This is a genomic window from Xanthobacter dioxanivorans, from assembly GCF_016807805.1.
In the GTDB taxonomy this organism is placed as follows: Bacteria; Pseudomonadota; Alphaproteobacteria; order Rhizobiales; family Xanthobacteraceae; genus Xanthobacter; species Xanthobacter dioxanivorans.
This window is the reverse complement of the sequence record NZ_CP063362.1, coordinates 1535941-1548357: the sequence shown is the minus strand read 5'-3', so window position 1 is coordinate 1548357 and position 12417 is coordinate 1535941. Positions and strand designations below refer to the sequence as shown.

The 12417-nt window shown below is 66.7% G+C and carries 11 protein-coding genes; 4 read left to right on the top strand and 7 right to left on the bottom strand.

Going from position 1 to position 12417, the window contains the following annotated elements; all coding sequences use genetic code 11:
* Positions 1–168: 168 nt before the first annotated feature.
* The 7 genes from EZH22_RS07355 to EZH22_RS07325 all read right to left on the bottom strand — a co-directional run bounded on the left by EZH22_RS07355 (position 169) and on the right by EZH22_RS07325 (position 7572).
* Positions 169–1008, bottom strand: a complete 840-nt coding sequence (locus tag EZH22_RS07355; RefSeq protein ID WP_203195046.1) for an ABC transporter ATP-binding protein — start codon at positions 1006–1008, stop codon at positions 169–171.
* Between the two features lie 172 nt (positions 1009–1180).
* A complete protein-coding gene (locus EZH22_RS07350; protein ID WP_203195045.1) occupies positions 1181–2461 on the bottom strand; it encodes an ABC transporter substrate-binding protein in 1281 nt (426 codons plus the stop codon).
* Positions 2462–2531: 70 nt separating this feature from the next.
* On the bottom strand, positions 2532–3602 hold the full coding sequence (locus tag EZH22_RS07345) for a branched-chain amino acid ABC transporter permease (protein ID WP_203195044.1): 1071 nt from the start codon (positions 3600–3602) through the stop codon (positions 2532–2534).
* A 4-nt stretch (positions 3603–3606) separates the two neighbouring features.
* Complete coding sequence (locus tag EZH22_RS07340; RefSeq protein ID WP_203195043.1) at positions 3607–4500, bottom strand: branched-chain amino acid ABC transporter permease; 894 nt, start codon at positions 4498–4500, stop codon at positions 3607–3609.
* The gene (locus tag EZH22_RS07335) at positions 4500–4637 is read right to left on the bottom strand and encodes a hypothetical protein (protein WP_203195042.1); all 138 of its coding nucleotides are present in this window, start codon (positions 4635–4637) and stop codon (positions 4500–4502) included. The genes EZH22_RS07340 and EZH22_RS07335 overlap by 1 nt, the downstream gene beginning before the upstream one ends.
* 98 nt (positions 4638–4735) lie before the next feature.
* Entirely contained in the window at positions 4736–6688 is a 1953-nt protein-coding gene (locus EZH22_RS07330) for a long-chain fatty acid--CoA ligase (RefSeq protein WP_203195041.1), read from the bottom strand.
* Between the two features lie 8 nt (positions 6689–6696).
* Positions 6697–7572, bottom strand: coding sequence for an ABC transporter ATP-binding protein (locus EZH22_RS07325; RefSeq protein WP_231711357.1), 876 nt, complete (start codon positions 7570–7572; stop codon positions 6697–6699).
* A gap of 166 nt (positions 7573–7738) precedes the next feature.
* Between EZH22_RS07325 and EZH22_RS07320 the strand changes: the two genes are divergently transcribed.
* From EZH22_RS07320 to EZH22_RS07310, 4 genes are all read left to right on the top strand, one after another.
* Complete coding sequence (locus EZH22_RS07320) at positions 7739–9373, top strand: AMP-binding protein (RefSeq protein WP_203195040.1); 1635 nt, start codon at positions 7739–7741, stop codon at positions 9371–9373.
* A 275-nt stretch (positions 9374–9648) separates the two neighbouring features.
* A complete protein-coding gene (locus tag EZH22_RS07315; RefSeq protein WP_333473704.1) occupies positions 9649–10230 on the top strand; it encodes a TetR/AcrR family transcriptional regulator in 582 nt (193 codons plus the stop codon).
* Positions 10194–10352, top strand: a complete 159-nt coding sequence (locus EZH22_RS32570) for a hypothetical protein (protein WP_333473703.1) — start codon at positions 10194–10196, stop codon at positions 10350–10352. The genes EZH22_RS07315 and EZH22_RS32570 overlap by 37 nt, the downstream gene beginning before the upstream one ends.
* Before the next feature lie 312 nt (positions 10353–10664).
* On the top strand, positions 10665–12272 hold the full coding sequence (locus EZH22_RS07310; RefSeq protein WP_203195039.1) for a carboxyl transferase domain-containing protein: 1608 nt from the start codon (positions 10665–10667) through the stop codon (positions 12270–12272).
* The last annotated feature ends 145 nt before the right edge of the window (positions 12273–12417 follow it).

The window sequence follows — 12417 nt, the reverse complement described above, 5'->3', positions numbered from 1 at the left end:
TCCCCGGCCGACTGGAGCGTGAGCGGACGGAGAGCCGGGGTCCAGCGCACAGGTTCGCCGAAGTCGGCTTGATTGGAACCGCCGGTTGGATCAGGCCGGCTTCGCCGGACGTTTCCCCTGGGCCCCGGATCGGCGCTCCGGCTGCGCCGTCGCTGGTCCGGGGCAAGCTCACAGCCACCTTTTCCGCCGCTTGAAGCTCTTCAGGTTCTTGAAGGACTTGCGCTCGTCGCCGCCGCCCTGGCCGAGGTAGAATTCCTTCACGTCCTCGTTGGACTGGAGCATCTGCGCGGTGCCGTCGAGCACGATCTTGCCCTGCTCCATGATGTAGCCGTAGTCGGCCACGGACAGGGCCACCCGCGCATTCTGCTCCACCAGGAGGATGGTGACGCCCAGATCCTGGTTGAGCTTCCGGATGATGGAGAACACCTCCTTCACCAGCAGCGGCGAGAGGCCCATGGAGGGCTCGTCCATGAGGATGAGCTTGGGGCGGGCCATCATGGCGCGGCCGATGGCCAGCATCTGCTGCTCGCCGCCGGAGAGATAGCCGGCAAGGCCGGTGCGCTCCTTGAGGCGCGGGAAGAAGGAATAGACGCGCTCGATGTCGCTCTTCACCTCGTTGTCGCGCCGGGTGAAGGCGCCGAGGCGCAGGTTCTCCAGCACGGTCATGTCGGAGATGATGCGCCGGCCCTCCATCACCTGGAAGATGCCGCGCCGGACGATGCGGTCCGGCTCGATGCCGTTGATCTTCTCGCCGAGAAAAGTGACGTCGCCGCGGGTGATCTCGCCGTCCTCGGTCTTCAGGAGGCCGGAGATCGCCTTCAGCGTGGTCGACTTGCCGGCGCCGTTGGAGCCGAGCAGGGCGACGATCTGGCCCTTGGGCACCTTCAGCGAAAGGCCGCGCAGCACGAGGATGACGTCGTTGTAGACCACCTCGATGTTGTCCACCGAGAGGATCGGCGCGGGGGCGGTCTCGGCGGCGGGTTCGATCTTCAGTGCGGCCTCGGCCATGGCGGTCTCCGATCTAGACCCTCTCCCCTTCGCGGGAGAGGGTGGATCGCGGCAAAGCCGCGAGACGGGTGAGGGGGCTGGCGCCATCTGAACGGGCGCTCGTTGGCTGAGACGCCTTTACCCCTCACCCCCGGCCCCTCTCCCGCGAGGGGGGAGGGGAGGAGTGTTCACATCACCAGCCCTGCAGCTCGGTCTTGCGCGGCAGGTCGATGGTGGCGACCTTGTCGAGCTTGATGGCGCCCGACTTCACGAGGTCGGCCACCGGCGCGTCCGTGGCGCCGGAGACCACCGCGCGATAGAGGTCGACGCGGGTGGTGGGGCGGTGGTCGGCGGCGGTCCAGGTGGAGGGGTTGCACACGCCCTCCATGCCCTTGGGCACCCAGTCCTTCTTCTGGTACATGCCGTCGCGGATCTTCACGCCGCTGACGCCGCCGTTCTTGTCCGCCCACTCCATGGCCTCCTTCATGTAGAGGGCGGTGCAGATGGCGGCGAGATAGTGCACCGGGCGATAGGCGGTGCCGGAGGGATCGGAGATCTTGGAAATCTCCTTCGCCGCGGCAAGGCCCGGGGCGGTGCCGTTCCAGGTCACGGCGGTGCGCACCGGGAAGACCACGCCGTTGGCGGCGTCGCCGGCGGCCTTCATGGCGTTCTCGTCCATGCCCCAGACGTTGCCGAGGAACTGCACGTCCACGCCGGCGGTCTTGCAGGCCTTCAGCACCGAGATGTTGGAGCCGGCGGTGTTGCCGAGATAGGCGTAGTTGGCCCCCGACTGCTTCAGGGTCAGGCACTGGGGCGTATAGTCACCCGGCGTGAGGGCGAAGGTGATGGGATCCAGCACCTCGAAGCCCAGCTCCTTGGCATATTCCGCCGCCGCCTCCTTGGGCGAGTTCGGGTAGGGGTGGTTGGCGCCCATGTGCACCCACTTGGGCTTGCCGGGCTTGCCCTTCTTCTTCCAGTCGTCGGCGGCCCACTGCACCATGGCGCGGGCGGCATCCGAATAGGACGGGCCGTAGAAGAAGTTGAACGGTGCGGCGCGCTCGCTCTTCGCGTTCACCTTGCCCTTGGGGTCGGTCAGCGAGGCGGAGTAGGAGGCGGAGAAATAGGGAATCTCCTCCTTCGTCACCATGCCGACGAGGGCCTCGGTGTCGGCGGTGCCCCAGCCCTGGATGGCGACCACCTTGTCGGTGCCCACCCACTTCTTGAAGGCGGCCAGCGCGCGCGGCACCTGGTAGCCGTATTCGTTGAAGTCGGAATTGATCTTCTTGCCGTTCACGCCGCCATTGGCGTTGATCCAGGCGATGGTGTCCGCCACGCCCTGGCCGTAGGGCTGGCCCACGTCCGAGGTGCCGCCCGAATAGTCGGCGAGATGGCCGATATTGATGGTCTGGGCGAGGGCCGGCGCGGCGGCGGTGAGGGCCAGCGCCGATACGAGGGAGAGGGTGATCCGCTTCATCTTGGGGTCTCCTTGGTTTCCTTGTTGGAACCGGGCGGTTCTGCGCCGCCTCGGCCGGTCGTCTCGTGCGTCAGTAGGAGAAGGGAAAGAGCTTCCAGTAGGCCTTGATCTGGCGCCAGCGGTGGGCGAGGCCGTCCGGCTCGAAGATCAGGAACAGGATGATTGTGGCGCCGATCAGCATCTCGCGCATGTAGGTGATGCCGTCCTTCAGGTGCAGCGCCTTGTCGATGGCGCTGCCCGACAGGGCCGAGGCCAGCCAGCCCGTGGCCTCGGGCAGAAGCACCATGAAGATGGTGCCCATCAGCGTGCCCATGATGGAGCCCAGCCCGCCGATGATGATCATGCCGAGGAACTGGATGGAGAAGAGAATGTCGAGCCCCTCCACCGACATGAACCCAACATAGTGCGCGTACAGCGCCCCGCCGATGCCGGCGTAGAAAGACGAGATGCCGAACGCCATGGTGCGGTACTTGGTGAGGTTCACGCCCATCATCTCGGCGGACAGATAATGGTCGCGCACCGCGATCAGCGCCCGCCCGTCGCGCGAGCGCATGAGATTGGCGGCGCCCAGATACATGACCACCACGAAGAACAGCACCACGTAGAAATATTTGTCGTCGCCGGACAGGTCGAGGCCGAACAGGGTGAACGGCGCGGCGATGGCGCCGTGGGTGCCGCCGGTGAACCATTCCGCGCGGACGAAGAAATCCTGCAGGATGAACTGGGCGGCGAGGGTGGCGATGGCGAGGTAGAGCCCCTTCACCCGCGCCGCCGGCAGGCCGAAGATGAGGCCGACCACCGTGGTCCACAGCCCGGCCAGCACGATGGCGATGGGCACCGGCACGCCCTTGTCGGCGAGATAGGCCGAGGCGAAGCCGCCGAAGCCGAAGAACACCGCATGGCCGATGGAGATCTGGCCGGAGAAGCCGACGAGGATGTTCAGCCCCAAAGCGGCGATGCCCAGGTAGCCGATCTGGATCATCAGGCTCAGCACGTAGCGCGAGAAGAAGAACGGCGCGAAGCACAGCAGCACGATCGCCCCCACGCAGAACAGCATGGTGAGCCGCGTGGCGAAGATGGTCTGGTCGGACCTGTAGCTCGAGCGGTAGTCCCCGCACGGGCGCATGGTATCGGTGGCCATGTCCTCAGACCCTCTCGATGTCGCGGGTGCCGAACAGCCCGTAGGGCTTGATCATCAGGATGATGATGAGGGCGTAGAAGGGGACGATCTCGTAGAGGTTGCCCCATTTCAGGAACTGGCTGTCGAAATACTGGGCGAGGTTTTCCAACAGCCCCATGATCAGCCCGCCCACCACCGCGCCGAAGACGCTGTCGAGGCCGCCGAGGATCACCGCCGGGAACACCTTGATGCCGAAGTAGGACAGGGCCGAGGACACGCCGTTGACGATGCCCACCACCACGCCGGCCACCGCCGACACCGCCGCCGAGATGCCCCAGGACAGGGCGAACACCTGCCGCACCGAGATGCCGAGCGACTGGGCCACCTGCTGGGAGAAGGCGGTGGCGCGCATGGCGAGCCCCAGGCGCGAATACTTAAAGAACCAGGCGAAGCCTGCCATGATGGCGAGGCTGACGCCGGTGGACATGAGGTAGGCCGTCTGCACCTGCAGCCCCAGGACATCCACCTTGGCCACCGGGAAGATGGGCGGGAACGGCTGGGCGAAGGTGCCGAACATCCACTTCATCAGCGCCTGGAAGAAGATGGAGAGGCCGATGGTGACCATGATCACCGAGATGATCGGCTCGCCGATGAGGGGGCGGAGCACGATCATCTGGACCGCGATGCCGAACACCATCATGAAGCAGATGGCGATGAGGAAGCCCCAGAAGAAGGGGATGTTCCAGGCGGTGAGCAGCCACCAGCAGACCCAGGCGCCGATGAGCAGGAACTCGCCCTGGGCGAAGTTCACCACCTGCGAGGCCTTGTAGATGAGCACGAAGCACATGCCGACCACGCCATAGAGCGTGCCGATGATGAGCCCGTTGATGATGAGCTGGAGCAGGAGCTGGGACTGCATCAGATGAGCTCCTTGGCGGTGATGTCGACACCTTTAGAGCCGCGTGCCCCGGCCGACTGAAGCGTGAGCGGAAGGAGAGCCAGGGCCCAGCGCAAGATGTCGCCGAAGGCGGCTTGACCGGAGAGTGCGGCGGGCATGGCCTGCTGCGCAGGACTGTCTCCTGGACCCCGGATCGGCGCTCCGGCTTCGCCGTCGCTTGTCCGGGGAACGGCTGTGCGGGAAATCGAAGCCCACATCACGCCGCCCTCCGCCGCGTGTCGCCGCCCTCGGCCGGCGGGTGGCCGCCGAGGTCGATGACGTCGAGGGTGGTCTTGATGCGCTGGCGGGTGCCGTCCTGGAAGGTGATGGTGGTGTCCACGTCGATCACCTTCTCGCCCGCATACATGGCGTCGATGATGGTGCCGTAGCGCTCGTTGATGACGCCGCGGCGCACCTTGCGGGTGCGCGTCAGCTCGCCGTCGTCGGCGTCCAGCTCCTTGTAGAGCAGGAGGAAGCGGCCGATGCGCTGCTTCTCCGCCAGGGTCCGGTTCACTCCCTCCACTTCCTTGCGCAGCAGGGCGATGACTTCGGGCCGGGCGGAAAGATCGGTGTAGGTGGTGAAGGAGATGCGGTTCTTCTCCGCCCACTTGGAGACGATGGAGAAGCGGATGCACAAGAGCGCGGCGAGGCCCTCGCGGCCGTCGCCCAGCACCACGGCTTCCGCCACGTAGGGCGAGAATTTCAGCTTGTTCTCGATGTATTGCGGCGAGAAGCGGTCGCCGCGGGCGGTCTGCGCCATGTCGCGGATGCGGTCGATGACCACGAGATGGCCGCGCGGATTGAAGAAGCCGGCATCGCCGGTGCGCATCCAGCCGCCCTCGGCGAACGACTTCTGCGTCTCCTCCGCGTTGCGGAAGTAGCCGGTGAACGCGTTGGCGTGGCGCGTCACCACCTCGCCGAGGCCGTTGGGGTCGGGATCGTCGATGCGGATCTCGACGCCGTCGAAGGGCACGCCCACGGTGTCGAAGTCCACGTCGTTCGCCTTGTGCAGGGTGTAGGCCCCGAGCAGCTCGGTCTGGCCGTAGAGCTGGCGCATGGGCACGCCCAAGGCGAGGAAGAAGCGGAACGTGTCCGGCCCCAGCGCCGCGCCGCCGGTGGCGGCGGACTTGAGGTTGGAGAAGCCGAGGCGGTCGCGCAGCGCCCGGAACAGGATGAAGTCGGCCAGCGGCGAGCGCCGGCCCTCGTCCAGGGCCTTGAGGCCCAGCTTCATGCCGAGGTCGAACATGCCCCGCTTGAGGCGGGAGGAATCCATCATGCGCGAGCGCACGTCGGCGGCGATCTGCTCCCAGACGCGGGGGGCGAACAGCACGAAGGAGGGGCCGATCTCGCGCATGTCGGCCATCATGGTCTCCTGCTCCTCCACGAAGTTCACCTTCATGCGGGAAATGAGCGCCTGACCGAAGGCGTAGATCTGCTCCATGATCCACGGCATCTGCAGCACGCTGACATATTCGTCGTCGGCGCTGCGCGGATCCATGTCGAGATAGGCGCGGCAGTGGCGCAGCAGCGCGCCGCCGGTCAGCATGGCGAGCTTCGGGTTGGAGGTGGTGCCCGAGGTAGTGCAGAGGATGGCGACGTCCTCGCCCTTGCCCGCCGCCACCAGGGCGTCGAAGGCGCCGGCCTCGCGCGCCGCCAGCGCCGCCCCGCGGGCCTCCAGGTCCTTCAGGGAGAGGAGGCGCGGGTCGTCATATTTGCGGATGCCGCGCGGATCGGCATAGACGATGTGGCGGACGGTGGGGATCTTCTCGTCCAGGGAGAGCAGCTTGTCCACCTGCTCCTCGTCCTCGGCCAACACCACCGCCACGCCCGCATAGGTGACGAGATAGGCCACCTCGTCGGCGAGCGCGTCGCGGTAGATGCCGAGGCTCATGCCGCCCGCGGCATGGGTGGCGATCTCGCCCATCAGCCATTCGGGGCGGTTGTCGCCGATGAGCCCGACCACGTCGCCCCGGGCGACGCCGAGGGTGGTGAGGCCGAGGGTCATGTTGCGCACCCGCTCCGCCACCTCGCCCCAGGTGTAGGAGATCCAGATGCCGAGGTCCTTCTCGCGCAGCCACACGTCGCCGGGATGATTGCGCGCGTTGAGGGCCAGGAGCTTGGGCAGGGTGTCGTGGACGGTGACGTCCGGATAGGTGGAGGGCTCGGCCATGGCGCGCCTCACGCGGTCATGCTGGAGAACGTGCCCGAGGCGCTGGCGGCGGGCGCCGCCTCCTCTTCGAGCAGCGGGTCCTCCTCGCCCAGATAGGCCTTGCGCACATGCGGATCGGCCAGCACCTCGGCCGGCTCGCCCTCCACCAGCTTGCGGCCGAAGTCGAGCACCATCACCCGGTGGGAGATGTCCATGACCACGCCCATGTCGTGCTCGATCATGACGATGGTCATGCCCCATTCCTCGTTCAGGTCGACGATGTAGCGGGCCATGTCCTCCTTCTCCTCCAGGTTCATGCCCGCCATGGGCTCGTCGAGGAGGATGAGCTTGGGCTCCAGCGCCACCGCGCGCGCCAGCTCCACCCGCTTGCGCAGGCCGTAGGAGAGGGTGCCGGCGGTGGCCTTGCGCACGTGCTGGATATCGAGGAAGTCGATCACCTCCTCCACCTTGCGGCGATGCTCCAGCTCTTCCTTCTGCGCCCCGCCGATCCAGTAGAACGCGCCGGTGAGGAAGTTGTTCTTCAACAGATGGTGGCGGCCGACCATGATGTTGTCGAGCACGCTCATGTGGCTGAACAAGGCGAGGTTCTGGAACGTGCGGCCGATGCCGATGGCGGCGCGGCGGTTGGGCTTGAGCTTGGTCACGTCCTGCCCGTCGAAGACGACGCGCCCGGCGCTCGGCGTATAGCGCCCGGAAATGCAGTTGAGCATGGAGGTCTTGCCGGCGCCGTTGGGGCCGATGATGGAGAACAGCTCGCCATGGCGCACGTGGAAGCTCACGTCGGTCAGCGCCTTGAGGCCGCCGAAGCGCAAGGAGATGTTCTCGATGCTCAGGAGAGCGGCCGTGACCGGATCAGCCCCAGCCGAAGCTGCGGGTGGCGACATATTTCCCCTCCCTCAATCCCGTAACGGGCGGCCTCTCTGGGCCATGTCTCATATTGTGAGACAATATTGAATGACATTATCCAGTATCATCTCACATCTTTCAAGAGCATCCCGTCAACTTAAAAAAATATTGCGGCTGCCCCGAAATCATCTCACATTGTGAGACATGACTGCATCCCTGGATCCCGACGCCGCCTCCCCCAAGGGGGCTCAAAGCTTGTCCCGCGCCGTGGCCGTGCTGCGGGCCGTCGCCGGTGCGCCACCGCTCGGCGCGCGGCTGGCAGATCTCGTGGAGGCCACCGGCCTCTCCAAGCCCACGGCGCACCGGCTGGCCGCGGCGCTCGTGCACGAGCGCCTGCTCGCCTATGATCCGGCCGCGCGCCTGTATTCGCTCGGCGCCTTCTTCCTGAGCCTCGGCGATCGCGCGGGCAAGGCGGCGGCGGAGATGGCGGCGGAAGCTGAACCCGCCTCTGTTCCAAGCCTGTACCAGCGGCCGGAGTACCGGGGAGAGGCGATCCCCCTCGCCCATCTGCTGTGCGACCGGCACCTGCCCGGCAAGCGCTCGCATCCGGCCATGATCCACGAATCCGTGTCGGGCCAGACGTCGGAACTGAGCTTTGGCAGGCTTGCCGACTATTCATCTCGCTTCGCTCGTGTATTGGCGACCATCGGCATCAGGAAAGGCGACTGCGTTGCCGTCATGCTGCCCAAGGGCGTCGAGCTGATCATCGCCGCGCTCGCGATCTGGAGGATTGGCGCCGTCTACATGCCGCTGTTCTCCACCTATTCCGCATCGGCGGTGAATGCCCGCCTGGAAGCGAGCGCCGTAAGGGCCATCGTCGCAAACCGGGTGCTGATCGAGCGGGCCCGGAAGTACATCAAGCCAACGACGCCGGTCTTTCTCGTGGAAGGAGACCACATCAACCGCATAGAAGGGCGGGTCACACAGTTCTGGTCCTCGATCTACGAGGCGGAACCCCTGACCGACGCCGCGACCTACGCGGAAAACGACCCCTTCATGATGACCTATTCAGCAAAGACGGTCGAACCCAGGTATGGCCTGCTGACGCCCGTCCGCGCCCTCGCCGAGATCGAGCAATACATGCGCCACGGGCTCGATGTCCGGGACGAGGACGTGTTCTGGAACATGACCGACCAGGGCTGGGAATACGGGATCTTCTACGGTCTCGTCGGCCCGCTCCTGATCGGCAGCTCCATCCTGTTCTGCGACGGGCCCTACGATGTCTCGCAGGGCTATCGCGTCCTGTCGAAATTCCGCGTCACCAATCTCACCGCCGCGCCCTCCCAGATCAGGGCGTGGCGGCGCGGCGATCCTTCCACCGCATCGCACCAGCTGGCGCTGCGGGTGGTGACGGTGGGCGGCGAGCCGCTGCCCCGGGACATCATCGCCTGGGTGACGCAGAAGCTCGGCGTACCGCTGGTGAACCAGTACGGCCACCGCGAGGCGGGGATGATCGTCGGCATGAAGCATGACCCGCATGATCCCCGCTCCCTGAACCGTGTCTCGGTCGGCCGGGTCGCGCCCGGCTTTTCCCTCGTTGTTCTCGATGACAACGGCGTCGAACTGGACGCGGGCGGGGAGGGACTGCTGGCGATCCACGTCCGCCGCTCGCCGCTTTTCTGGTTTCGCGCCTACAGCAAGGACGAGGCGGCGACGAAAGCCAGGTTCAGGTTCGGAAATGCCTATTACATCACCGGGGATACCGGGCACATCGATGCCGACGGATGGGTCCACTACAGCGGACAGGCATCCCACGCGATCTCGATGCACAAGGATTGATGTCTGGACCTCAGGGTCGCCATGCCGTCGTCTCCCGCCTTCGGCGCCCCCGCTTTGCGGTTTGGCTCGGCGCCTGTGCCCGGTCGTTTCGCCGGGTTCAGGAAACAATCAAGCGTTCTTTTTTATTCTGGTCAAGCGGCATTTCTTGTCGCAGGATGATCTTGCCACGCGGGAGCGGCGCAAGTCAGACCAAAGTCTGATTCCGGCCGGGCCCGCGCTGCACATCATCCTCCCGCGCCCGCCGTGCGACGGCCGGCGAAACGTTTCAGAAGGCCATGGCGCGCACCATCGGTTCCAACGGCGCCCGCACCGCCGAAGCCATCCGCCAGGCGGGCGTGAAGCTCATCTACAAGCACGGCTACGAGGCCATGAGCCTGCGCCAGCTTGCGGCCGAGGTCGGGCTTCAGTCCGGCTCGCTCTACAAATACTTCGAGAACAAGCAGAATCTCCTGTTCGACATCGTGCGCGAGCACATGGAGGACCTGCTCGGCAAGGCCGAGGCGGACCTTGCCGGCCTCGCCGACCCCATGGCACGGCTGAAGGCGTTCTCCGCCTTTCACCTGCGCTACCACATGACGCGCATGGCCCACGTCTTCATCGCCAACATGGAGATCCGCAGCCTGGAGGACGCGCACCGCGCCGTGGTGGTCGCCCTGCGCCGGCGCTATGAGGGGCTGCTGGAGGAGATCCTGCGTCAGGGGGCGGAGGAGGGGGTGTTCCGGGTGAGCGAGCCCAGGGTCGCCACCTACGCCATCATTTCCATGCTCACCGGCATCTGCATGTGGTACCGCCCGGCGGCCGCCTCAGCCAGGACGAGCTGGTGGCCATCTATACCGGCCTCGTGGTGGACGGGGTGAGCGGGCCGGATGCAGCCGCCGCGCTGACGCCGCCGCTTTCTCCCGAGGCGGTGGCGCGGGACCTGCGCGAGGCCGTGCCGCAGAAGCCGCGGTCCCGTTCGCCCAAGGCGGTCCGGGCGTGAGGCGCACCCCGCCGGCGGCCCGGGCAGGGACGGGCGCTTTCCTGCCCTTAAAGCCCTTGCGCACCCCGGAAAAAAACGTACGATCGTTTCCAAGCTGGCGCTGACCGGCACCGGAGGGTGACGCCCCACCCGCAGCCCGCGCCGCAAGCGCCGGGGGCGCGGGCGCCATTCCCCCGGCCATCGGCGACCACGCCCAACCCGCCGAGCTGGCGCGGCCGAGACCATCCGGCCGGGTTCTCTCCGGCCGGGTTCTCTCAGGCCAGTCCGCCCGGCCGGTGTCCGGGCCTGTCACTTTCGGGGGCGAGAGCGCTCATGGCGATCATCGAGGATGCGGTGGACCGCCGCTCCGACGCATTCCGCCGCAACAGGGAAGCCCTGGAGGCCTCCGTCGCCGACCTGCGCCATGTGGTGGAGCGGGTCGCGGAAGGCGGCGGCGAGGTGGCGCGCGAGCGGCACCTGAAGCGCGGCAAGCTCCTGCCGCGCGACCGCATCCGCACCCTGCTCGACACCGGCTCGCCCTTCCTGGAGCTCTCCCAGCTCGCCGCCTACGGCCTGTATGACGACGAGGTTCCCGCCGCCGGCATCATCACCGGCATCGGCCGGGTCTCCGGGCGCGAATGCGTCATCGTCGCCAACGACGCCACGGTGAAGGGCGGCACCTATTTTCCGGTGACGGTGAAGAAGCACCTGCGCGCCCAGCGCGTGGCGCAGGAAAACCACCTGCCCTGCATCTACCTGGTGGATTCCGGCGGCGCCAACCTGCCGAACCAGGACGAGGTCTTCCCGGACCGGGAGCATTTCGGCCGCATCTTCTTCAACCAGGCCAACATGTCGGCGCAGGGCATCCCGCAGATCGCGGTGGTCATGGGCTCGTGCACGGCGGGCGGGGCCTACGTGCCGGCCATGGCCGACCAGTCCATCATGGTGAAGAACCAGGCCACCATCTTCCTCGGCGGCCCGCCGCTGGTGAAGGCCGCCACCGGCGAGGTGGTGACCGCCGAGGAGCTGGGCGGGGCCGACGTGCACACCCGCATCTCCGGCGTCGCCGACCACATGGCGGAGAACGACGCCCACGCGCTCGGCATCGCCCGCTCCATCGTCGCCGACCTCAACACCGCCAAGAGCCATTCCCTGGACATCCACGAGCCGCGCCCACCGCTCTATGACGCGAAGGACATCTACGGCATCGTCTCGGCCGACCCCAAGCAGCCCTTCGATGTGCGCCAGATCATCGCCCGCATCGTCGACGGCTCCGAGTTCGACGAGTTCAAGCCGCTCTACGGCCCGACCCTGGTCACCGGCTTTTCCCGCATCTTCGGCTATCCGGTGGGCATCATCGCCAATAACGGCATCCTGTTTTCCGAGAGCGCGCAGAAGGGCGCGCACTTCGTGGAGCTGTGCTGCCAGCGCAACATTCCGCTCGTCTTCCTGCAGAACATCACCGGCTTCATGGTGGGGCGCAAGTATGAGGCCGGCGGCATCGCCAAGGACGGGGCCAAGTTCGTCACCGCCGTCTCCTGCGCGTCGGTGCCCAAATTCACCGTGGTGATCGGCAATTCGTTCGGCGCCGGCAATTACGGCATGTGCGGCCGCGCCTTCGATCCGCGCTTCCTGTGGATGTGGCCCAATGCCCGCATCTCGGTGATGGGCGGCGAGCAGGCGGCGGGCGTGCTCGCCCAGGTGAAGCGCGACGGCATCGAGGCACGCGGCGGCACATGGTCGGCGGACGAGGAGGACGCCTTCAAGGCGCCCATCCGCACCCAGTACGAGGTGCAGGGCCATCCCTATTATTCCTCGGCCCGGCTGTGGGACGACGGCGTCATCGACCCCGCCGACACCCGCATGGTGCTGGCGCTGGCGCTGTCCGCCGCGCTCAACGCCCCGGAGAGGGAGACGCGCTTCGGCGTGTTCAGGATGTGATGGTGTTATTGCGCATGGCTGTCGCGCCCCGCCTTTGTCCCCCTGCGAGGGGAGCGCACGAGACGCGCCCCCGTGCCCCGGCCGACCGGAACCGAGCGCAGCGCAGTGGAAGGAGAGCCGGGGCCCAGCGCGGGACCATCGCCGA

Excerpts from the sequence above, each read along its gene's own strand:
- EZH22_RS07355 (WP_203195046.1), bottom strand. The coding sequence starts at position 1,008 with ATGGCCGAGGCCGCACTGAAGATCGAACCCGCCGCCGAGACCGCCCCC.
- EZH22_RS07350 (WP_203195045.1), bottom strand. The coding sequence starts at position 2,461 with ATGAAGCGGATCACCCTCTCCCTCGTATCGGCGCTGGCCCTCACCGCC.
- EZH22_RS07345 (WP_203195044.1), bottom strand. The coding sequence starts at position 3,602 with ATGGCCACCGATACCATGCGCCCGTGCGGGGACTACCGCTCGAGCTAC.
- EZH22_RS07340 (WP_203195043.1), bottom strand. The coding sequence starts at position 4,500 with ATGCAGTCCCAGCTCCTGCTCCAGCTCATCATCAACGGGCTCATCATC.
- EZH22_RS07335 (WP_203195042.1), bottom strand. The coding sequence starts at position 4,637 with ATGCCCGCCGCACTCTCCGGTCAAGCCGCCTTCGGCGACATCTTGCGC.
- EZH22_RS07330 (WP_203195041.1), bottom strand. The coding sequence starts at position 6,688 with ATGGCCGAGCCCTCCACCTATCCGGACGTCACCGTCCACGACACCCTG.
- EZH22_RS07325 (WP_231711357.1), bottom strand. The coding sequence starts at position 7,572 with ATGTCGCCACCCGCAGCTTCGGCTGGGGCTGATCCGGTCACGGCCGCT.
- EZH22_RS07320 (WP_203195040.1), top strand. The coding sequence starts at position 7,739 with ATGACTGCATCCCTGGATCCCGACGCCGCCTCCCCCAAGGGGGCTCAA.
- EZH22_RS07315 (WP_333473704.1), top strand. The coding sequence starts at position 9,649 with ATGGCGCGCACCATCGGTTCCAACGGCGCCCGCACCGCCGAAGCCATC.
- EZH22_RS07310 (WP_203195039.1), top strand. The coding sequence starts at position 10,665 with ATGGCGATCATCGAGGATGCGGTGGACCGCCGCTCCGACGCATTCCGC.